Raw genomic sequence first — 22,119 nt, 5'->3', positions numbered from 1 at the left:
ACACTCCGTCCTCCCCCTTGCGCACCGCGCCCCTCACGAGCATGACAGGGGCAGGCACCATCCCCGGAGCGGAGGAACAGTCCATGGCCTTGCGGTTCAAGAACCTCGACGGCAGCGGTCCCCAGTCCTTCGACCGCGTCCTCAAGTGGGCCGTGGGCGACAAGCTCACCGGCCGCCGCCGCAAGTCCCCGGACCGCGCGCCCGTCCCCCGCGTGGAGCCCGACCTCGCCCTCCTCGCAACGCCCCCGGCCCCAGGCGAGGGCGCCCGCCTCACCTGGCTCGGCCACGCGAGCTGGCTCGTGCAGCTCGACGGCCTCTCCCTCCTCGTGGACCCGGTGCTGCGCGACGCCATCAACGTCGTCATCCACCGCAACGTCCCGCCCGGCGTCCCCGTGGAGAAGCTGCCCCCCATCACCGCCAGCCTCGTGTCGCACAACCACTACGACCACCTGGACCTGCCCACGCTGAAGCAGGTCGGCGTCCCCATCGTCACCGGGCTCGGGCACACGCCCGTCTTCAAGGGCTCCAATCTGCCCGTCACCGAGCTGGACTGGTGGCAGTCCACGAAGCTGGGCCCCGTCACCGTGCACTTCGTCCCCTCGCAGCACTGGAGCCGACGCGGCCTCAACGACGTCAACGACATGCTCTGGGGCGGCTTCGTCATCGAGGGCTCCAGCGCCCGCGTCTTCCACTCTGGCGACACCGCGTACTTCGACGGCTTCAAGGAAATCGGCCGCCGCTTCCCCGGGCTCGACGCCGCGCTGCTGCCCATTGGCGCGTATGACCCGGCCTGGTTCATGAGCCGCCAGCACATGAACCCGGAGGAGGCCGCGCAGGCCTTCGAGGACCTCGGCGCCACGCGCTTCCTCGCCATGCACTGGGGCACCTTCAAGCTCACCGACGAGCCGCTCGACGAGCCGCCCCGCCGTCTGGACACGGAGTGGACCCGCCGCGGCTGGCCGCGTGAGCGCGTCCACGTCCTCCCCGTGGGTGGCACCCTCACCGTGCGCAACGGTTGAAACCCACCGGGGCCTGTGCTGTGGGGAGGACATGCTCCTGCCCACCCTCGTCGCCCTGGCCCTCACCCAGGCCCCACCGCCTCTCACCACCGTCTCCGAGCAGAGCGGCTGGACGCGCACCGGCCGCTACTCCGAGGTGGAGTCCCTCTGCCGCGCCTTCCCCAGGGCCTTCCCCGGCAAGGCCCGCTGCGACACGCTCGGCACCACGCCGGAGGGCCGGCCGATGCTCGCGCTCGTCGCCAGCGCGGACGGCACCCTCACCCCCGCCGCCGCCGTGAAGAAGGGCCGCCCCGTCGTCTTCTTCCAGGGCGGCATCCACGCGGGTGAAATCGACGGCAAGGACGCCGGCTTCTGGCTGCTGCGCGACATGCTCAACGGCACCGCGCTGCCCGGCGTGCTCAAGGGCGTCACCGCCGTCTTCGTCCCCGTCTTCAACGTGGACGGCCACGAGCGCTTCGGGAAGAACCACCGCCCCAACCAGGTGGGCCCCGAGGAGATGGGCTGGCGCGTCACCGCGCAGAACCTCAACCTCAACCGCGACTACGTGAAGGCCGACGCGCCGGAGATGGTGGCGCTCCTGAAGTACCTGCACGCGTGGGACCCGCTCGTCTACGCGGACCTGCACGTCACCGACGGCGCCCAGTTCGAACCCGACGTGTCCGTGGGCCTGGAGCCGCAGAAGTCCGGCCCGGCGCCGCTGCGGGAGCTCGGCGTGAAGCTGCGCCAGGAGCTCTTCACGGAGATGGAGTCCCAGGGCCACCAGCCCATGGAGTTCTACCCGTCCTTCCGCCAGGACGATGACCCGGCGTCCGGCTTCGCCTACGGCGTGGCCCCGCCCCGCTTCAGCCACGTCTACTGGTCCATCCACCACCGCTTCGGCGTGCTGGTGGAGACGCACTCGTGGAAGCCGTATGCGGAGCGCGTGAAGGCCACGCGCGACGCGGTGGCGGGCCTGCTGCGCCTCGTGGCCCGGGACGGCGCGGCCCTGCGCGCGGCGGCGAAGGCGGCGGACACGGAGGCGGAGTCCGGCAAGGTGCGCGAGGTGGTGCTCGCCTGGCAGAACACGGAGAAGAGCCACCCCATCGCCTTCCGGGGCTACGCGTACGAGCGCGCCCCATCCGACGTGTCCGGCCAGACGTGGATTCGCTACGACGTCACGAAGCCGCAGGTGTGGAACGTGCCGTACTTCGACGAAATCCGTCCGGCCCTCACCGCGTCGCTGCCCTCGGGCGGCTACCTGGTGCCGCCCGCCCACGCGGCCATGGTGGCGCAGAAGCTCGCCACCCACGGCCTGCGCTTCCAGCGCCTCACGCACGAGGTGCCCTCCGCTGAGACTGAGTTGTTCCGCGCCACCGACGTGAAGTGGGGCGCCCAGTCCGTCGAGGGCCACCAGACGCTCACCGTGAAGGGCGCCTGGGAGAAGGGCACCCGCACGCTGCCCGCGGGCACGCTGTACGTCCCGGTGGCGCAGCCGGGCATCGAGCTGGTCGCCCACCTGCTGGAGCCCACGGCGCCGGACTCGCTGGTGTCGTGGGGCCTCTTCAATACCCACTTCGAGCAGAAGGAATACATCGAGGACTACGTGCTCGAGCCCTTCGCCCGTGAGCAACTGAAAGACGCCGCGGTGAAGGCCGAGTGGGACGCGAAGATGAAGGACCCTGGCTTCGCGAAGGACCCGCGCGCCCGCCTGCGCTTCTTCTACGAGCGCCACCCCGCCCGCGACGTCCAGCTGCGCGTCTACCCCATCCTGCGCACGCAGGCGGCCCCCGCCGGGCTGGCGGCCTCGAAGTAGCGCCCCAAACACAGACGCCCCGCGAACCATGTGGCTCGCGGGGCGTCCATTCACTTCAGGCCTGCCCCAAGCCCCTCAGGTGACGAGGGGCCCGGAGTGACGGTCCACCTCAGCCGAGGATGGGGTCACACGTGCAGGTGCTCGGGTTGCACACCTCACGGCGCCCGCAGCCACCGCAGTCCGCCTTGCACGCGCACGAGCACGAGTTCGCATCCGGCTGGTGCTGCGCATCGCAGTTCAACCCCGCCGTGTTGCACGCGCAGGCGCACAGGTTCGGGTCGAAGTCGTAGCCCTCCGCGCAGGTGGCGTCCGGCGCGCAGGTGCAGGCGCAGGCAGACTGGCTGCACGTCTCATACGTGCCGCACGTCCCGCCGCAGTCCGCCGTGCAGGCGAAGGCGCACACCGCCGGGTCCGTGTTGCACACCTGGCCCGGCGCTCCACCGCCGCCGCAGTCGGCCGGGCAGTCGCACCGGTCCGTGGCGCGGTTGCACGCGAGCTTGCCCCGGCACGAGTCCGCCTCGTTGGCGTCGTAGTACGGGTCCGACTTGCACGGGGGCGGCACGCCGTTGGGGTTCGTCGTACGGTCGCTCCAGTACCGGTAGGACACCGCCGCCTGCGTGGTGCCCGCCACCTTCGGACGACAGGCGCCGTAGAAGGACACCGCCCGGCTGATGCCGTCCACGTCGAAGCCGTGGGTCTTGCTGCGCGGCAGGTCGGCAGCGCTCGGGCAGGTGACCGCGTCCGTGACTTCCGCCACCGCCACCCTCAGCGAGGCGCCGATGGGCGGCTTCAGCGTCTTGTAGCCCACCGAGGCGATGACGCTGTCGACGATGGCGTTGATGGTGGTGGTGATGGAGGCCGCGTCGCGGATGCTCCCGTACACACCGCCCGTGGCCTGGATGATGTCCAGGTGCCGCGGGTTGGCGTTCTCCTCGTAGTTGTTCGGGTCATTCGCATCCGTCCAGCAGCGCGGCCCGTCCGGCGGGCAGATGATGCCGTGCACCTGGATGGGCTGGTCCACCGGGTTGTTGCTCTCACCCGCCACCGAGCCCGTGTCGAGGAAGTACTGCGAGAACGTGGTCACGGGGTTGGAGGACTGGTCCCGCGTATCCGTGAGGATGACCACCACCACCTTGGCGCCCGGACGGATGCGGGTGTCCGCGGTGCCGCCGGCCGCCTTCAGGTCATTGATGGCCTTGCGCGCGGAGTCCAGCGAGCGCTCCGTGCCGGTGCCGTCGATGTTCACCCAGCACTGGTTCTTGCTCGTACACGTGGTGGCCTCACCCCCCGCGGGGATGGTGACGGTGGTGCACTGGCCGTTGCTGCCGCAGGTGCTGCTCTGCGTGAGCCACGCCCGGAACTGGTTCACGTTGCGGGTGAAGCCGCGCAGCAGGGCGGAGTTGGGCTCGTTGGACGCCGTGTAGCTCGTCGTCACCATGGCCAGGCGCCAGTCGAGCGTCGCGTTGCCCAGCTTCTGCGCCACCGCCGTGGCCGCGTCCGCCAGCGACTGCTGCGACGTCGCCATGGAGCCGCTGTCGTCCACCACGAAGAGGAAGTCCACCACCGCCTGGCTGGCCGTGAACTTCTCGCACTGCACCGCGTCCGCGTCGCCGAACTGCGCCAGCGCCGTGCCGCCCGCCGTGTCCGACAGCGTGAAGAGGCTCTTCGCCTCCGTGTACTCGGCCGCCGGCGTAATCGCCAACACCACCACCACGCTCTGGTTGGAGCGGTGCACGTACTGCGCCTGCATCTTGAACGGGCCCGTGATTCCGGCCGTCCCCGCCAGCGCTCCGGCGCTGCCGGGTACCAGCGAGCGCGCCAGGGTGTTGGTGAAGGCCTTCAGGTCCGTGGTGCCCGCCTGCGAGTAGCGCGCGGCCAGCGCCTGGAAGCCGTCCCAGGTGGTGAAGGTCTGCGTGTAGTCGCGCGTGGCGGCGTTGAAGGACGCCGTGCGGATGCCCGCCTCGTCCGCGGTGGGGTCCGCGGCGGTGCCCACCTGGCCACGCTTGTATGCAATCAGCGTCACATTCTTCGTGGCGTCCCAGCCGATGAGGCCCACCGAGCTGCCACCCACCGTGAGATTCACGAGGTTGGCGTCCGTGAAGGTGCTGGGCAGCGCCAGCCGCAGGTCGCCACCCGAGTCCTCCTTGAAGGTGACGGTGCGCAGGTTGGTCGTCTTGCACGCCTGACCCGCGGGCGTGGTATCCGCGCCGTCATTGGGGTTGCGCGGGTCCAGCTCGCCCGGGTCCACCTGGCCGTTCTGGTTGGCGTCCTCCGCGCCGTCCTGGATGCCGTCGCCGTCCGCGTCGGGATTCAGCGGCGAAGTCGTGGTGGTGGTGTTCGCGTCGCCGGAGTAACCGCAGTTGGTGCGGGGGGCCGCCGCCGTCGCCACGCCGCGCTCCAGGCCGTCGCGCAGGCCGTCGCCGTCCGTGTCCGGGTTGGTGGGGTCCGTCTCGTTCGCGTCCACGCGGCCGTTGTTGTTGGGGTCCTCGCCCAGGAAGCCGCCCTTGCCGGGGCCGTCCTGCAGGCCGTCGCAGTCGGTGTCCGTCAGGCGCGGGTCCGTCTCGTTCGCGTCCACGCGGCCGTTGCGGTTCTCGTCCTCCACACCGTCGGGCGTGCCGTCACCGTCGGTGTCTGCGTTGTTCTTGTTGGTGCCGGTGGTGGTCTCCACCGCGTCGGGGATGCCGTCGAAGTCCGCGTCCGGCACGGAGGCGGCGCAGTCAGACACCTTCGGGTCCGACTCACCGGTGTCCTTCACGCCGTCGTGGTCCTTGTCCTCGTCGCCGTCCTTGCACGAGTCGCCGTCGGTGTCCGGCTTGAGCGGGTCCGTGCCCACCTGCTTCTCGAGGCCGTCCGGCAGGCCGTCGTCGTCCGTGTCCCGCTTGCGCGGGTCCGTCTCGCCCGCGCTCACCGTGCCGCTGTGGTTGGTGTCCTCGTCGCCGTCCTTCAGCCCGTCACCGTCCGAGTCGAGCGCGTTCGGGTCCGTCTCGCCCTGCTCGCGCGCGCCGTTGCGGTTGGTGTCCTCCAGCCCGTCCGCCAGGCCGTCACCGTCCGTGTCCGCTTTCACCGGCGAGGTGCGGGTGTCCGGGTCCGCGTCCGCGCGGAAGGGGCAGCCCGTGTTGAGGGTGGTGGTGCGGCCCACCTCCACGCCGTCTCGGATGCCGTCGCTGTCGGTGTCGCGCAGGCCCGGGTCCGTCTTCAGCCCGCCGGGGTACACGTTGGCGAACTCCTCGGAGTCCGCCAGGCCGTCACAGTCCGAGTCCTTCGTGGGGTTGCTCTCGTCGCCCGCATCCGTGGGCACCCGACCCGGGTCCGGGTCCGGGTCCGGCTCGATTCCAGCATCTTCGTTCGTGGGCAGGGGGCCCGCGTCAGTCTCATCGCCCGGGCCCGCGTCCACGACGGGCTTGGGGTCATCCGTGGGGTCATCGCCACCACCGCAAGCCGCCAGCAGCGAAGCCGCCAGCAGCGCACAGGTGACGAGTTGTCTGAGAGGGGTACGCATCGTCTTTGACTCCAGTTGCTTCGACACCAAGTGGGGGGAGGGATGGGTCGAAGCAGACATCGATTTTAGAATGCCATTCGCGTCCTGCCAGCCTGTATTCCCTTTAGGGCAAGAGAGGGTCAGCGCCCGGTCGCTTCCCATGCAGCCACATGAGCAGATTGCGACGAGACTGTGAGCGATCAGGGTTCGCGAGGTGGGAGGGCTCGGCTATCGTCGGGCCCGTGCCCGTCTTCGGTCTTGCGGCATTGTGGAATGGCTCGGCCCTGCCGGAGCGTGTCGCGGCCTGGGTGGAGGGGCTGGGCACGCTGCTGTCCACTGCCCAATCGCTGCAGCTCGTGGTGGCGCTGCGCGCGGAGGAGGCGGGCCTCGAGCTGAAGGTGGAGGCGCCCGGCTACCCGCGCGCCGCGGTGGAGAAGCTGGCCGAGGAGGCGAAGCGCAGCGGCGGCACCTTCGTGGAGCTGTGGCGCATGCCGAAGGCCGAGCGCGATGCCTTCCGCGGTGCCACGTTCGGCGGTGGCACCGCGTACCCAGGCGAGCAGCGCGCCGCCGCCGCGCACGCCCTGCAGCAGCACGTGAGCAAGCTGGCCGCGGGTGGCGCCCGTCCGTCCGCGCCGCCCGCCAACCCCATGGACGCGCCCCGGCCCGTTCCGGCGCCCCGGCCCGTTCCGGAGGCTCCGCCCGCGCGTGCCGCCACGAGCGCGCCGGAGCCCTCGGCCCCGCAGCCTCGGGCGATTGCTCCCTCGCACCAGGTGCCCACCGCGCACCGGGACAGCCCGCAGCGGCGAGGGCGGCGCTTCGCGGTGAAGCTGGAGCTGGAGTTCCGCACCGAGCTGGACTTCGTGCGCGAGCACGCGCTCAACATCTCCAACGGCGGCCTCTTCGTGCGCACCGCGCACCGGCCGCAGCCCGACAGCGTCGTCACCGTGGACGTGAAGCTGCCCAACGGGAACCGGCTGCAGGGCGACGCGGTGGTGGTGCACGTGGTGGATGACCCGTACACCGGTGGCGTGGGGCTCGCGTTCCTCAGCGACGACGCCACCTTCTCCCAGACGCTGGACGGGTACCTGGCGAGCCTGGTCGGCGGCACGGGCTGACGATGGACGGCACGTCGGAGACCTGGCCGCGAGACTGTGGCCGCTTCGAGCTGCTGTCGCGGCTGGGACGCGGGGGCATGGCGGAGGTGTTCCTCGCGCGGATGCAACAGGGGCCCCGGGCCGGAGAGCGGGTGGCCGTCAAGCGGGTGCGCCCCGAGCGCGCGCATGACGCCGAGGCTCGCGAGCAGCTCCTCCACGAGGCGGAGCTGGCGAGGTGCCTGCACCATCCGCACATCGTCGGCTTCGTGGAGTACGGCGAGCTGCGGGACGGCGGCTACCTGGCGATGGAGCTGGTGGAGGGGCCGGACCTCGGCCGCGTGCTGGCGCAGTGCCGGCGCCGCCGGATTGAATTGCCCATCGACATCTCCGTGCTCATCGTCCGGCAGGTGCTGGAGGCGCTCGCGCACGCGCACCATGCCACCAGCACCACGGGGCGACCGCTGGGCGTGGTGCACTGTGACGTGTCCCCGCACAACGTGCTGCTGTCGCGCACGGGCGAGGTGAAGCTGGCGGACTTCGGCGTGGCCCGCTCGCGCGCGGGCCTGGCGCTGGATGCGCGGCGCCTGGGCAAGCAGCACTACCGCTCGCCGGAGCTGATTGCGGGCGACGTGTCCGTGGCGGTGGACCTGTGGGCTGCGGCGGTGCTGCTGTACGAGTTGCTGTCGCTGGAGTCCCCCTTCCCCTCCGGCCCGGGTGACGAGGTGGAGTCCTCCATCCGCGGGGGCCGGGTGACGCCCATCCGCCAGCTGGTGCCGGAGGTGTCCGACGCGCTGGCGCTGGTGCTGGACCGCGCGCTGGCGCCCCACCCCGCGCAGCGCTTCAAGTCCGCGGAGCAGTTCGCCCGGGCGCTCGCGCCGCTGTGCGACGACCGCGTGGCCACGCCGCTGGCCGTGGCCGCCGTGGTGCGCGGGCTGATGGGCACGGAAGGCTGAGGCGACAGGCCCCGCGCCTCACGCCACCTGCTGGCCCACCGAGGGCGGCACCATGCCCGGGTCTCCCTCCACCACCAGTCGGCTGCGGCCTCCGCCCTGCTTCACCACGCGCACCTGGATGCCGATGCGCTCGGCCAGCCCGCTGACGTGGGAGATGATGCCCACCTGCCGGCCCGTGGCCTGGAGCGCGTCCAGCGTGGCCAGGGCCACCTCCAGCGTCTCCGGGTCCAGCGTGCCGAAGCCCTCGTCGATGAAGAGGGTCTCCACCTGCGTCGTCTCGGACGACAGCGAGGCGAGCCCCAGCGCGAGCGCCAGCGACACCAGGAAGCTCTCTCCACCGGAGAGGCTGGCCACGCTGCGCACCTCGTCGCCCATGTCCCCGTCCACCACCTGCAGGTCCAGGTCGTGCCCCGGCACGCGCATCAGCCGGTAGCGCCGCGCCAATTCCCGCAGGTGCGCGTTGGCGTGCAGCAGCAGCGCGTCCAGCGTGAGGCTCTGGGCGAACACCTTCAAGCGCCTGCCGTCATGCGAGCCGATGAGGTCACCCAGCGCCTTCCACACCTCCGCGTCGCGCCGACGCTCCTCCAGGGCCGCGGCCTCCGTGCCGTGCCGCGCACGGGCCGCGTCGTCGGACTCCAGGCGGGCACGCAGCGTGGCCTCGGCGCGGCGGCGGGCCTCCACGTCGGCGCGCAGCCGCTCGCGGGCGGAGACGGCCTCGGACTCGGACAGGGATGGGGGGCCGGACTCCTCGTGCCGAGTGCGCCGCTCCCGTCGCTCGGCCAGCACCGCGCGCGCCTGGGCGAGCGCCTCGCGCAGCGCCGACAGGGCCCGTGCCTCCGCCTCGCACCACGCGGCGTCGTGGGCCAGGAGCGACTTCACCGCCTCCAGGGTGGTGCCACGGGCGGAGAGTTGTTCCACCAGGGCGGCGCGTGCGGCCTCCCTCGCCTCGACGGCCTCGGTGCGCACGCGCACGGCGTCCTCGGCGCGGGCGGCGGCCACGCGCTCCGCCTGCTTCGCGGCGTCCGCGGCACTGCGGGCGCGCTCGAAGGACTCCACCGCGGCGTCCAGCCGGGCGCGCAACTCCGCACGCACGTCCTCGGTGGAGCGACCGTCCAGCAGCGCCGCGCGGGCGCGGGCCACTTCGCTCCGCTCCTCCTCCTTGAGCGCGGCGAGCTTCGCGTGCTCCTCGGCGTGTTGGGTGCTGACGTCCACGAGTCCCTGGGCGCGAGCGCGGTGCTTCTGCTCCTCGGCCTCGCGGGCCTCCGCCTTCAGTCGGGCCTCTTCCTTCGTCTTCCACAGGGCCACGCGCTTCGCGCAGTTGCCCCGGAAGGTGGCCGGGTCCGCCTCCAGCTTCGCCTCCCAGCCCTCGTCCTGGGCGAAGACGGGGGCCACGTCCGCGAGCACCTGCCGTCGGATGGCCTCGGCCGCCTCCACGCGGGCCAGCAGCTCGTTGAGCGTGCCCTCCGCCCGGGTGAGCAGCTCCTCGGCGCGCCGGAGCATCTCCGCCGCCGCCTCGCGCCGCATGCGCTGCGTCTCCAGCGCGGCCCGGGCCTCGCGTGCCGCGCGGGCAAGGCCCTCCGCGGCCTCCTCCTCGGCCTTGAGCGAAGCGAGCCGCTCGTGCACCTCGGCACGCGCCGCTCGCAGCCAGGCGCCGGCCTCCGACGCGTCACCGACGTCGGGGGGCTGGGACGCGTCGCGCGCAGGCCCCGAGAACGCCGCGCCCTCTCCTGGTCCGGACGCCAGCGATGCCCCAGGCGCCTCGCGCACGTCTGACAACGCCGTGCCGCCGCGCGGCCCGAACGCCATCGACGCACCCGACACCGAGCGCAGCCACTTCTCACGCGCCCCGTCCCACGCCGCGCGATGCTCCGCGCACCGGGCCGCCGCGGTCTCACGGCGAGCATTCGCCTGTCCCGCGCGAGCACTGGCCGCCGCGCCCTTCGCACTGGCCGCCACCTCGGCGCGACTGGCCTCGGCCCGCTCCGTCTCCAGCGTCTCCACGCGCGCCGTGGACTCCGCCACCAACCCGTCCAACGCAGACACCTCACGGGCATACGGATGCTCGGTGGCACCGCACAGCGGGCACGCCTCACCTTCGCGCAGCAGGGTGCGGTGGGACGCATAGCTCTGCGTCGCCTGCGCCATCGACAGTGCCCGCCGCGCCTCCTTCAGCGCCGCCTCGCGCTCCGCTCGCCGCGTCGCCGCCTCCCGAGCCGCACCCTCTGCGGCCTCCGCCTCCGCCTTCGCCTTCGTGGCTTCGCCCTCGGCGGCGCGCACCTCCGCCCCGTCCGAGGTCAGCCCCTCCCGCGCCACCTCCAGCGCCCGCAGCACGTCCTGCCGCGCCAGCAGCGCCTCGCGCAGCGCACGCCGTGCCGAGCCCGCCTCTCCACCCTCCGCGGCCTCCGCGTGCGTGGCCGCCGCCTGCGCCATCTCCTCCGCCTCGGCGGCCGCGGCCTTCTCTTCCCGCCGCAGCGTCACGTCACCGCGCAGCCGGTCCACGTCACCGCGCAACCGCCCGGCGTCCTCGCGCCCCTTCCGCCCTTCGCCCAGCGCCGACTCGTAGCGCTCCAGCTCACGCTGCCAGCGGGGCCACTCGCCCGTCAGGGCCACCCAGTGCGCCTTCTCCGTCAGCCACTTGCGCGCGCTCTCACCCTCCGCGCGCGCCGCCGCCTCGCGGGCCAGCACCGACTCCAATTCCGCCTTCGCCGTCCCCGCCGCCCCCCGCGAAGTCTCCGCGCGCCTGCGCGCCTCCTCCGCCTCCCGCGCCACCACGGCCAGCCTTGCATCCAGCGCCGCCGCTGCCTCTATCGCCGGCCTCGCCGCCTCTTCCGCGTCGTGCGCCCCCGTCCTCGCCCGCTCCGCGTCCAGCAGCACCACCCTGCGGGCCGCCGACTCCGCCAGCGCCTTCTCGGCCTCCGAGGCCCGGGCCACCTGCGCGGCCTCCGCCTCCGTCCACCGCCGCTCCGCGCCCTCCGCCGCCGCCACGGTGCCCCGGAAGGACTCCGCCGCGCGCACCTCCTCCAGCCGTGCCGCGCGGGGTGCCGCCTCCTCCAGCGACTGCGCGGCCTCCACCGCCTTCGTCTCCGACGCCAGCTCCGCCCCCAAGAGCCCCGCCCGCTCCGAGTGCCAGGCCGCCGCCCCCTCCGCCGCCTCCAGCTGCGCCTCCGCCGCCGTCCGCGCCCCGGCCTCCTCGCCGAGCCGCGCCTGCGCCGCCTCGCGGTCCGCTTCGGACATGAGCGCAATCGCCGCCAGCCCCTGCGCCCGCCGCGTCAGCTCCTCCTGCTCCGCCCGGTTCTTCTCGTGCGCGGCGACGGACAGCCGGCTGTACACCTCCGTGCCCGTCATCCGCTCCAGCAGCTCCGCGCGCTCGCTGGCATCCGCCTTGAGGAAGGCCGCGAACTCGCCCTGCGCCAGCAGCGCCGAGCGGCGGAACTGGTCGAACGACAGCCCCAGCCGCTCCTGAATCGCGGCCAGCACCTCGCTCTTGGTGCGGCCGAACTGCTGCGCGCTGGCCACCTCCGTCAGCGTCATCTCCTGCGGCCGGAAGCGCCCCTCCGCGCGGCTGCGCGCGCGCCACACCGACCAGCGCGCCCGGTAGCGCTTCCCGTCCTTCCCCTGGAAGTCCACCTCGGCATAGCCCTCGCCCGCCCCGCGCCGCAGCATGCCGCGCACGTCGTACGCCGACAGCCGCGCCTCCTCCTCTTCATCCGCCCGGCCCACCGGCGCGCCGCCACGCCCACCCAGCCGGGGCGTGCGGTCGAACAGCGCCAAGCACATCGCATCCAGCAGCGTGCTCTTCCCGGCGCCCGTGGCACCGGTAATCGCGAACAGGCCCAGCCTGTCCAATGGCGGCTGGTCCAATTCGAGGGCGAAGTCGCCCGCGAAGCTCGTCAGGTTGGAGCCGCGGATGGCCAGGATCTTCATGACGTCTCCTCCTGCACCTCGGCCAGCAGCGTGTGGAAGGCCTCCAGCAGCACCGGGGACGGCGGCTCCTGGAAGTCCCTCGCGTAGCGCGCGCGGAAGACGTCCTCGGGCGTGCGCTCCTTCAGGGACAGGCCCGGCTGCGCTTCGGCCAATGCGCCGCCGGTACCCGTGTACGCCGGGGTCAGCTTCACCAGCCGCACCGCCTTGCCCTCCAGCACCTTTTCCACCTTGTGCCGCAGCGACGGCTCCGGCCTCGGCAGCGCCACGCAGACCTCCAGGTAGGGCCGCGTCCACTCCGGCGAGCCCTCCTCGCGCGCCGGCAGCGCCTCCAGCAGCGACACCACCTCCTCCAGCGGCACCGCCTCCCGCGCGGGCACGCGCACCATGTCCGTGGTGCGGGGCACTGTCAGCGGCCGCACGCCCTCCAGCGCGTCACCCTTCAAATCCACCAGCAACACCTGGTGCCGGTAGCCCGCCTCCGACAGCGACAGCGGGAGCGGCGAGCCGCTGTAGCGCACGCCCTCGCGACCGCCCACCCGCTGCGCCTTGTGCAAATGCCCCAGCGCCGCGTACGCCACGTCCTCCGAGAACAGGTCCACCGGCAGCGCGTGCTGGTTGCCACCGAGAATCTTCCGCTCGCTGAGCGCGGACAGCTCCGTGCCCGTCATGTAGCAGTGGCCCATGGCCACCAGCGCCTGTCCGGACTGACGCCTGCGCCGCGCCGCGGCCAGCACCTCGCCGTACACCGCGCGCACACCCTCCACCAGGCGGTCTCCCGCCTCCACCGGCACGGGCGGCAGGTCCGCGGGCCGCAGGTAGGGCACCGCCGCCACCCACGCACCCACGCGCCCCTTCGCGTCGTGCAGTGGCACCAGCAGCCGCTCCAATTCCAGCTCCCCGCGCGCACGCGGAAGTCCGCCCACCACGCGCACGCCGAGCGCGGCGAACAGCGGGTCCGGCGCGTCCAGCCGCGCGGCCGAGTCGTGGTTGCCGCCGATGACGACCACATCCAGCCGGGGCAGCCGCCTGCGGGCGCGCGCGACGAAGTGGTACCAGGCCGCCTGCGCGTCCGCGCCGGGGTTGGCGGTATCGAAGATGTCGCCGGCCACCAGCAGCGCATCGACTGCGTGCGTCTCCAGCGTGTCCAGCAGCCAGTCGAGGAAGGCCGAGTGCTCCGCCTCCCGCGAGACGTCGTACAGCGTGTGCCCCAGGTGCCAGTCCGACGTGTGCAACAGGCGCATCCCGCGTCCACCCTCCCTCGCCCCGCGGCGCTCGGGCCGCGGGCAGCCTCCCCTGGGGAAGCCACCCGCTCCAAGCGGCAGGCGCTTGCTCCCTTACTCGCTCGCTCTGACATGCGCGCAAGTTCCTGGAAGTCCGCGCAGTTACGAAGCCGACTCCCCTGGCGGGTCCTCCCCTCCCACCCCACGCGCGGAGGTGGTTGGCCACCGCCACCCGGTGCGGAGATGCTCACACGCCATGTCCGGCGAACTCCTGGCCGCCTTCTTCCTGCTCGTTGGCGTCACCGTCATGGTGGTGGGCGGCTTCTACGTCCAGAAGCAATTGCTCCAGCGGCGGCACGCGGCCTGGAGCGGGCTCGCGGAGCGGCACGGCTGGAGCCTCACCGCGACCCCGCGCTTCTTCCCCATGGAGGCGCCCAGCCTGCTGGTCCAGGGGGCCTCTCACGGCCGGCCGTTCTCGGTGCACACGGAGGCCCGCTGCGGAGGCAGGTACCGCTACGAGGTGACGGTGGCGCGGTTGGAGCTGGGCGACGAGGCCCGACGCCGGGGGTGACTGGCCGGAGATGGACATGTCGGAGATGATTCCGGGACATGTCCAGCCCGTCGCTGTCGTCCCTGCTGCCCATCCTCATCATCGCGGCCGTCCTCGCGCTGATGGGCTTCGCCATCCTGCGCTCGCGCAAGAGCCGGCACGAAGCCTGGAAGGCCCTCGCGGCCCGGCACGAGTGGACCTTCACCGAGACCAAGGGCGCCCTGGAAGTGCAGGGGCTCCACCATGGACGGCAGCTCTCCCTGCTCACGGAGCAGCGCGAGGGCGGCAAGCACCGGCACACCGCGGCGGTGCTGCGATTGGACCTGGGCGACGTGCTGGGCCGCAGCCTGCTGCTGGAGCCCGAGAGCCTCGAGGACACGTTCCTCGAGCTGTTCGGCGGGAAGGGCGAGGAGGTCGGCGACGCGGCGCTCGACTTGAAGCGCATCTCCCCCGAGGTGCGCGCACTGCTCCGCGCCCCGGAGGTGGCCCGCCACCTGCTGGAGCTGCGCGCGAGCTACGCGAGCTTCTCCATCGTGGCGGGGATGCTGGAGGCGGAGCTTCGCGGCTTCCCCGAGACGCTCGAGGCGCTGGAAGCCGGGGTACTTCCAGCGCTCGGGCTGGCCAACGCGCTGTACACCGCGCGCCAGCAGCTTCCCGGTCGAACGTCGGTCTGAGCGAGGCGGCTCAGCCCCCGCGCGCCCGCCTCCGCCGCAGCGCCAGCGCACCCAGCGCCAGCCACGCGAGCGGCGCCACCGGAGCCGCACCGCAGCCGCAGCCGCTGTCGTCCTCCGGCATGGGCCCACCCGTCCCCGCGTCCGGCGCACCCGTCCCCCCGTCCGGCTGGGACTGCTCGCAGCTCACGTCACCGGCGCACACCATCACCTGGACATCGGACTGATTCCCGGCGGTGTCCACCACGACGAAGCGGACGCGGTGGCCGCCCGGCGTCAGCGCCGTGGTGTCCCAGCGGTTGTGCTCGCCGCCGAAGTGGAAGTGGTTGTCCGAGCGCGTGTCCGTGTATTGCAGCACGTCGTCCACGTAGAACTCGGCGCGCGTGCAGCCCACGTCGTCCACGCAGTCGCCAAAGAACTCGTTCGTGGTGCCGGACACGCGCTCTCCCTCCACGGGGCGCGTGAGGACGGCGCGCGGTGCTTCATCGGGCTTCACGGTGATGCGGAAGGCCTGCTCCGCGTCCGGCGCCTCGCCGTTGCTCACCCGCACGAGGACATCCACCGGGCCCGCCGCCGTGGGCGTCCAGGAAATGAGGCCGGTGGCCACGTCGACGGTCATCCCCTCCGGCACCGTGCCCACCAGCGAGTACGTCGGGGCCGGCCGGGCCTCCGCCTCCACGTCGTAGCGGTAGGGGTTGCCCACCACGGCGGTGGTGATGGGCGTGGAGGTGATGACGGGGGCCAGCGGATCGTCATCCACCTCGGTGGCCACCACCGAGCGCGCATCCAGCCCCGGCGCGGCCACGGTGATGGTGGCGACCCCGGCCAGCCCATCCGCGTCCGACGCGGCCCGCAAGGTGACAGTCCTGGGCGTGTTCCAGTTCCCGGACGTGAAGGCGAGCGAGGCCCCGTCCTGCACCGTGATGTCCGCGTCGCCCTGCGTGGAGGCCACGGTGACGGAGACGGTGCCCGAGGGCTGCTTGGACAGCGACACGTCGAAGGTGGCGGTGCCGTTCTCCGGGACGGACACCTGCGAGGAGGACAGCACCAGCCTCGGGGCGTTGTTGTCGATGGTGGTGACCACCACCGCCTCCTCTCCCAGCCCCGCCGCCGTCACCGTGAAGGTGGCGACGTCCTCCACGGCGTCCGCATCCTCCACCGCCGCGAGCGTCACCACGCGGGGCACGCTCCAGTCCGTCTGGGAGAAGGTGAGCGACTCGCCGCTGGCGACGCTCAGGTCCTCCGAGCCCCCCATGGCCCGCGTCACCTGCACCGTGACGTCCGCGGTGGGGGCCTGGGCCAGGCGCACGGTGAAGGCGGTGCGCCCTCCCTCCACCACACGCAGGTTGAGCCCGGACACCACCAGCTTCTGCCCGGGCGCGGACGGGACGATGCGGCGCACGGTGCCGTTGGTGTACCCGAGCGCATACAGCGCTCCGTCCGGCCCCACCGACAGGTCCACGTTCGACGAGAAGCCCGTGCCCCACTCGTCCACCGTGGCCACTGAGTTGTCCGCGGCCAGCGTGGCGCGCGTCACCTGCCCGGAGTTGTAGTCGCCGAAGAAGAAGTTGCCGCGGTACTCCGGGGGAAAGAGCGTGGCGTCATAGAAGGTGCCGCCGGTGAGAGAGCCGCCCAGCGCCTGCGTCGTCGCGGTGCCGCCTCCGCTGGTCGCATCCGGCTGCCCCGGCTGGGCCACGGTGAAGGTGGTGGCGTCGGGCGCGGCGGGCGCGCTGGCGACGTAGAAGGTGCCGTTGAAGCTCGCGTTGCCCACGCCCGCGAGGGTGAGCTTCTCGCCCTTGCGGAAGCCGTGCGCCCCGGTGGTGGTGAAGGTCGTGACGCCCCCGCTGCGCACCGCCCCGGCCGCGGTCAGGTTGCGCGTGTCGATGTTGTTGGTGCGGTACTTGATGACGGGTTGGATGTACCCGTTGGTGGTGGGCTGGTTGTTCTCGTAGTCGTTGTAGCCGGCGTGGTCTCTACTGCTCACCACGAAGACCTGCTCGTAGCCCGTGCCCACGGTGTTGCTCCACAGCTTCCCGGTGGACGGCTGGAAGGTGAGCGTGAAGGGATTGCGGAAGCCGCGCGCCCAGATGTACTCGTTGTTGGGGCCCACGCCGTCGTTGAAGGGGTTGTCGTTGACGGGCGTGCCGTCCAGGTTGGCGCGGCCCACCTTCGCCGCGAGCGACGTCAGGTCGGCATCCACACCGGTGCCGTTGCCCAGGTCACCGATGGACCAGTAGAGCTTCCCGTCCGGGCCGAAGCCCAGGCCTCCGCCGTCATGGTTCTGCCCGGCGGTGGGCAGCTTCGTGACGACCTCCGTGCGCGCGGTGCCCACGCCATTGGCATCCGTGTAGCGGACGATGCGCTGCTCGGAGTCGGAGACGGTGACGAAGAAGTAGACGTACCGGTTGACCACGTAGTTCGGGTCGAACGCGATGCCGATGAGACCGCACTCGTTGGTGGTGTAGACGGTCTCCGTCGCGAACACGCGCGAGACGGGTGTGTTCGTCCCCGACTGCGTTTCGAGGGCGCCGTCCTTCATCGCCACCGTCCGCACCACGCCATTCTTCAGGATGATGAACAGGCGGCCCGAGCCATCCGGCGCCCACGCCATGCCCGTGGCGGGTGACAGCGCGCTGGACGTGTAGGCCGTCTCCGTGAAGCCGGCAGGTACCGCGGCTGCCCATGAGGGGGAACACCAAAGCAGGAGCAACAGCGACGTCATGAGGGGGGTACGCATGACCGACGAAGCTAACGCACGTGCAGCGCGGCTTCAGTCCGTCATCTGTCCGCGTGCACGTTGTGCCGCACCCACGCCGGCTTTTTACAACCCGATTGCCAGCACAACGCCTCACCAGGTGATGAAGCCCTCCAGGTACAGCGCGGCCTGACCGGAGATGCGCACGCGAGAGCCTCGCTCCTCGCAGCGCAGCTCACCCCCGCGCGCGGACACCTGCCGGGCGGAGAGCGCGGACTTGCCCAGCCGCTTCGCCCAGTACGGCACCAGCGAGCAGTGCGCGGAGCCCGTCACCGGGTCCTCCGGCACGCCCGCGCGCGGCGCGAAGAAGCGCGACACGAAGTCCACGTCCTTCCCCGGCGCCGTCGGCACCACCGCGAAGGTGTCCAGCGTCGCCAGCTTTGCCAGGTCCGGCCGCAGCGCGCGCACCTGCGCCTCCGAGTCGAACACGGCCACGAGGTCTCTCGAAGCGAACGTCTCGCGAGGCGCCGCCCCCAGCGCCTCCACCAGCCCGGCGGGCACCGGGCACGGCGTGGGCGGCCGCGAGGGGAAGTCCATGGCCAGCCACCCGTCCGCCTCCCGCGTCACCACCAGCGGACCGGAGCGGGAGGCGAACTCCACGCGCTCCAGCCCCGCCTCCAAGCGGTGGAAGAGCACCCACGCCGCCGCGAGCGTGGCGTGGCCGCACAGGTCCACCTCCTGCGTGGGGGTGAACCAGCGCAGCCGGAGGCCGCCGGCCTCGCGGACGAAGAAGGCCGTCTCGGAGAGGTTGTTCTCCAATGCGATGGCCTGCAGCTCCGCGTCCGGAAGCCATGCGTCCAGCGGACACACCGCGGCGGGGTTGCCACCGAAGACGCGGGAGGAGAAGGCATCCACCTGGAAGAGGGGCAGGCGCATGAGGCTTCCTTTCATTCACCGCCTCGCCGGCTCAGCCGGTGGCGGACAGGGTCTGCTCGTACAGCGAGCGCACGCGTGAGGCCAGCTCCACCGGGTCGGGGCCGAACGTCTCGGGCGCCAGCGGCGGCAGCACCCGCACGCGGATGGAGGCGCGCGGGCGCATCCAGGGGCCATCGCCGTCCAGCAGCTCCGGCGTGCCCTCCACCACCACCGGCACCACCGGCACGTGCTCCTCCAGCGCCAGTTGGAACGCGCCGCGCTTGAAGGGCAGCAGCTGGCCTCCGGAGGAGTAGGTGCCCTCCGGGAAGATGAGCACCGGCATGCCCCGGCGCAGCCACTTCCGGCACGGGTCCATCAGCTGGTGCAGGGCGGTGGAGGAGCCGCGGACGATGGGGACGTAGGCCAGCAGCGACATCATCCACCCCACCAGCGGCAGGGAGAACAGCGACGCCTTGGCCACGAACTTGTACGGGTAGCGCAGGCCCATGACGGCCAGGATGTCCACGGCGGACTGGTGATTCACCACCAGCACGCACGGCCCGCGCGGCAGCAGCTCGCGGCCCTCCACGCGCGTGCGCCAGCCCGGGGACAGGTGCAGCCACAGTCCATGGCACCAGCGGCACACCAGCGAGTGCAGCAGCCGGCGGTCCCTGTCGAAGGGGTACGTGACGAGCAGCAGCAGCGCCCCCAGCGTGAAGAGCACCGGGGCGGTCAGCGCGAAGACGAGCCAGAACCAGAGCGTGACGGCGTACTTCATGGCGAGGGGCCAGGGCATAGCATCTTCCGGCCCCCCGGCGCCCCAGGGCCTCCCCGCCCCGCCGGAGGACGCCTGCCCGGCAGCAGTCGTACTGGAAACCCCTCGGTTCCTGGCATAGACGCACACATACATGGGTCTCCCCTCACCCTCGGCCACTGGCCTTCTCCCCACCCGGCCTGGCTCCGGCGTGGAGACGTGGCTGACGGCCGGCCTCGTCCTCGCGGCGGTGACGGCGCTGGCCTATCTCTGCGGCTACCTGGCCGTGCCCATCGTGGACGACGCGGCCATCTCCATCGCTTACGGCCACACCTTCTTCAGCGGCGGAGGCCTGCGCGTCACCCCGGCGTCGCAGCCGGTGGAGGGCTTCTCCAATCCGCTCTGGACGCTGCTGCTGGGGCTGAGCCACCCGCTGAGCCTGCCGCCGGACACGTACGCGCACACGCTGGGCATCGTCTTCGGCCTGCTGGCGCTGCCCCTCTTCGCGCTGTGGGGCCCCGTGTCGGAGCACCGCGCCCCGCGCCTGGAAGACGCCGCCGCGCCGTGGGTGGCCGCCACCAGCGCCACGTACGCGTCCTGGATTTCGAGCGGCATGGAGACCGGCCTCCAGGCCTTCCTCCTCGCCGCGGCCGGAGTGCTGCTGCTGCGCGAGCTGCGCACCGGAGTGGGCGCGAGCACGGGCCTGGCGCTGGGCCTGCTGTGCCTCACGCGTCCGGAGGGCATCCTCTACACCGCCGCGGCCGGCGGGCTCTGGCTCGTGCACCGCGCGCTGGAGCGGCGCTGGACGGGGCGGCAGGCGCTGGGCATCGCGCTGTGGCTGCTCTTCCTGGTGGGCGGGTGGCTCCTGGTGCGCTGGGTGTACTTCGCGGACCTGCTGCCCAACACGTACTACGCCAAGCGGCTCTGGCAGTTCGACGGGCCCGGCTACGTGCGCAACTACCTCGCGGAGCACGAACGGCTCTGCCAGCTCGCCGCGGTGGGCGTGGTGCTGGGCCTTCTGGGAGGCGCCGCGCGCGCGAGGACGGCGGCGCTCGCGGCGCTCTTCCTCGTCAGCGGCGGGTACTTCGCGTGGCGCTCCGGTGACTGGATGCGCGAGTGGCGCTTCCTCGCGCCGCTGGTGCCGCTGCTGGGCGTGTGCGTGGCCGCGGGCCTGTCCGGCCTGCGCGCGAGGGCCGACTGGCTCCGCGGGCGCGGCGCGCGGTGGACGTGGCCGGCGCGGGGCGTGGTGGCCGTGGCGGGGCTGGGCGTGCTCTTCCTCGGCGTGCCGGCCATGCAGGCATCGGTGCTGCGCGCGCCGCGCATCAAGGCCTCGCCGGAGCTGCCGTACGACTTCATCGCGGAGCGCTTCCGCCACGTGCGGGACCTGGCGGAAAGGCTCGGGCAGGCGCGGCCGCTGGTGGGGTACCCGGACCTGGGCGGCCAGGCGATGGTGATGCGCCACGCGGAGATCATCGACGTGGCGGGGCTGGCGGACTACGCGCTGGCGCACCACGCGGGCAACTACCCGGCGCTGGAGGACTACCTCGTCTCGGAGGGGCCACCCGTGTTGCTGGACGCGCACGGGCCCAGCGGGCACCTGCGCGGGTTCCAGACGCTGATGTCGCAGTTCCGCCCCCTGGGCAGCGACCACTGGCAGCTCGTGGGCCTCACCGACAGGGAGGACCCGCGCTGTCCCGGCGGCAAGGACGCGGCCCTGGCACCGGACCGGGAGGGGCTCGCCCGCCTGTTCGAGCAGGACATCCAGGAGGGTGAGGCGGAGCGGGGCCTGAAGCGCTGGCGCTGCGTCTTCGCCTACAAGCCGTGGAGCGCGCTGCCGGACGGTGACACGCGGGAGAAGCTCGCGGACCTGGCCGAGGAGCGCGGCGCGGCGCTGGAGCACGAGGGGAAGCTGGTCCCCGCGCTGCGCCACTACTCGCTGGCCACGCTGCTCGACAGGGGCGACGCACACCGGCGCCGGAGGACGGAGGCGCTGCGCGCCCGCGTGTTCCCACGGCAGCCGGGCGAATGACCGCCGGCCACACATTATTGCCCGTACAATGCGCGGTGCCCTGGAACCCCGAGTGAACCCCATGCTCCCGCTCAAGCCGGCCCTCCAGGCCGCCCGCATTGCCCACAGCTTCTTCCCGTTCAGCCAGCTGCGCACGGCGCGCCTGCTGCTGGGGCTCAACGGGCAGCAGCCGCTGGAAGTCGAACGCCAGCTGTTCGGCTACGACATCGCGCTGCAGGCGCACCGCAGCACCACGCACATGCTGCTGTACCTCCAGGGCGAGAAGTTCCTGTCGGACCTGGTGCTCATCGCCCCGCACGTGCGGCCGGGCATGGTGGCCTTCGACGTGGGCGCCAACATCGGCTACCTGTCCCTGTACCTGCGCAGCCGCATCGGCCCGGACGGGCAGCTGCACAGCTTCGAGCCCGAGCCGGACAACTTCGCGGAGCTGGACGCCAACCTGCGCCGCAACGGCCTGGACAACTGCCACGCGGTGCAGGCGGCGGTGGGCTCCCAGGAGGGCATGCTGACGTTCGCCCCGGGCCTCAACGGCCATGTCCCCGAGGACGGCGCGCCCGGCATCTCCGTCCCCGTCGTCACGCTGGACGGTTTCATCGCGAAGCACGGCGTGCCGCGCGTGGACTTCGTGAAGATTGACGTGGAGGGCTTCGAGCTGGACGTGCTCACCGGCATGAAGGACGTGCTGGCCCGGCGCGACAAGCCCATCCTCTACATCGAGGTGCACGGCCGCGGGGAATTTCCCCGAGGAGACCCGCGCCGCGTCTGCGAGCTGCTCGAAGGCCACTACCGGAACATCCGCGCCTACGTGTCGCCGGACGACTTCAAGGCCCGGCAGGGACATGTGCGCCGCGTGCTCAACCGCCTGTCCCCCTTCGACAGCATCGAGCGCCAGTGCCGCGTGGAGCTGTCCGAGGTGAAGCAGCTCGACACCCTGCGGTACCAGCTGCTCTGCCTGCCGTGAACGGCGACATTTGAACGTCCCGCTGGCGCCCGCACGGTCCGCCCGTTAGCAGTGGGCGGAAAGC

At 72.3% G+C, this 22,119-nt stretch carries 14 protein-coding genes; 8 read left to right on the top strand and 6 right to left on the bottom strand.

Annotated features, from left to right (window positions below; genetic code table 11):
* Window positions 1-83: 83 nt before the first annotated feature.
* Together G4D86_RS05645 and G4D86_RS05640 are read left to right on the top strand one after the other, a co-directional pair.
* Entirely contained in the window at window positions 84-1,019 is a 936-nt protein-coding gene (locus G4D86_RS05645) for an MBL fold metallo-hydrolase (RefSeq protein ID WP_163990259.1), read from the top strand.
* A gap of 31 nt (window positions 1,020-1,050) precedes the next feature.
* Window positions 1,051-2,811, top strand: coding sequence for a M14 family zinc carboxypeptidase (locus G4D86_RS05640; protein WP_163990256.1), 1,761 nt, complete (start codon window positions 1,051-1,053; stop codon window positions 2,809-2,811).
* 109 nt (window positions 2,812-2,920) lie between these two features.
* Here the strand turns inward: G4D86_RS05640 and cglD are convergent, their stop codons facing one another.
* On the bottom strand, window positions 2,921-6,310 hold the full coding sequence (gene cglD / locus G4D86_RS05635; protein WP_163990254.1) for an adventurous gliding motility lipoprotein CglD: 3,390 nt from the start codon (window positions 6,308-6,310) through the stop codon (window positions 2,921-2,923).
* 221 nt (window positions 6,311-6,531) lie between these two features.
* On the opposite strand from cglD, the gene G4D86_RS05630 reads away from it, so the two are divergent.
* On the top strand, window positions 6,532-7,404 hold the full coding sequence (locus G4D86_RS05630) for a TIGR02266 family protein (RefSeq protein ID WP_163990252.1): 873 nt from the start codon (window positions 6,532-6,534) through the stop codon (window positions 7,402-7,404).
* A 2-nt stretch (window positions 7,405-7,406) separates the two neighbouring features.
* Complete coding sequence (locus tag G4D86_RS05625; protein WP_163990250.1) at window positions 7,407-8,336, top strand: serine/threonine-protein kinase; 930 nt, start codon at window positions 7,407-7,409, stop codon at window positions 8,334-8,336.
* 18 nt (window positions 8,337-8,354) lie between these two features.
* On the opposite strand, the gene G4D86_RS05620 is transcribed toward G4D86_RS05625, so the two are convergent.
* Window positions 8,355-12,260, bottom strand: coding sequence for an AAA family ATPase (locus tag G4D86_RS05620; protein ID WP_163990248.1), 3,906 nt, complete (start codon window positions 12,258-12,260; stop codon window positions 8,355-8,357).
* Window positions 12,257-13,501, bottom strand: coding sequence for an exonuclease SbcCD subunit D C-terminal domain-containing protein (locus G4D86_RS05615; protein ID WP_163990246.1), 1,245 nt, complete (start codon window positions 13,499-13,501; stop codon window positions 12,257-12,259). Before G4D86_RS05615 ends, G4D86_RS05620 begins: the two co-directional genes overlap by 4 nt.
* A gap of 235 nt (window positions 13,502-13,736) precedes the next feature.
* Between G4D86_RS05615 and G4D86_RS05610 the strand changes: the two genes are divergently transcribed.
* The gene (locus G4D86_RS05610) at window positions 13,737-14,051 is read left to right on the top strand and encodes a hypothetical protein (protein ID WP_163990244.1); all 315 of its coding nucleotides are present in this window, start codon (window positions 13,737-13,739) and stop codon (window positions 14,049-14,051) included.
* A gap of 38 nt (window positions 14,052-14,089) precedes the next feature.
* The gene (locus G4D86_RS05605) at window positions 14,090-14,704 is read left to right on the top strand and encodes a hypothetical protein (RefSeq protein ID WP_163990241.1); all 615 of its coding nucleotides are present in this window, start codon (window positions 14,090-14,092) and stop codon (window positions 14,702-14,704) included.
* A gap of 10 nt (window positions 14,705-14,714) precedes the next feature.
* Here G4D86_RS05605 and G4D86_RS05600 read toward each other — a convergent pair whose 3' ends face one another.
* The 3 genes from G4D86_RS05600 to G4D86_RS05590 all read right to left on the bottom strand — a co-directional run bounded on the left by G4D86_RS05600 (window position 14,715) and on the right by G4D86_RS05590 (window position 19,089).
* The gene (locus G4D86_RS05600; RefSeq protein WP_163990239.1) at window positions 14,715-17,438 is read right to left on the bottom strand and encodes a PQQ-dependent sugar dehydrogenase; all 2,724 of its coding nucleotides are present in this window, start codon (window positions 17,436-17,438) and stop codon (window positions 14,715-14,717) included.
* A 111-nt stretch (window positions 17,439-17,549) separates the two neighbouring features.
* On the bottom strand, window positions 17,550-18,332 hold the full coding sequence (locus G4D86_RS05595; RefSeq protein ID WP_163990237.1) for a PhzF family phenazine biosynthesis protein: 783 nt from the start codon (window positions 18,330-18,332) through the stop codon (window positions 17,550-17,552).
* Window positions 18,333-18,363: 31 nt separating this feature from the next.
* Window positions 18,364-19,089 (bottom strand): lysophospholipid acyltransferase family protein, encoded by a 726-nt coding sequence (locus G4D86_RS05590; protein ID WP_163990846.1) that lies wholly within the window; start codon window positions 19,087-19,089, stop codon window positions 18,364-18,366.
* A 187-nt stretch (window positions 19,090-19,276) separates the two neighbouring features.
* On the opposite strand from G4D86_RS05590, the gene G4D86_RS05585 reads away from it, so the two are divergent.
* On the top strand, window positions 19,277-21,094 hold the full coding sequence (locus G4D86_RS05585; protein WP_163990235.1) for a hypothetical protein: 1,818 nt from the start codon (window positions 19,277-19,279) through the stop codon (window positions 21,092-21,094).
* Window positions 21,095-21,155: 61 nt separating this feature from the next.
* Window positions 21,156-22,055, top strand: coding sequence for an FkbM family methyltransferase (locus G4D86_RS05580; protein ID WP_163990844.1), 900 nt, complete (start codon window positions 21,156-21,158; stop codon window positions 22,053-22,055).
* Window positions 22,056-22,119: the final 64 nt, after the last annotated feature.

The organism is Pyxidicoccus caerfyrddinensis (assembly GCF_010894405.1).
GTDB lineage: Bacteria > Myxococcota > Myxococcia > Myxococcales > Myxococcaceae > Myxococcus > Myxococcus caerfyrddinensis.
Note: the sequence above shows the minus strand (reverse complement) of the source record. Positions and strands in the feature narration are given on the sequence as shown.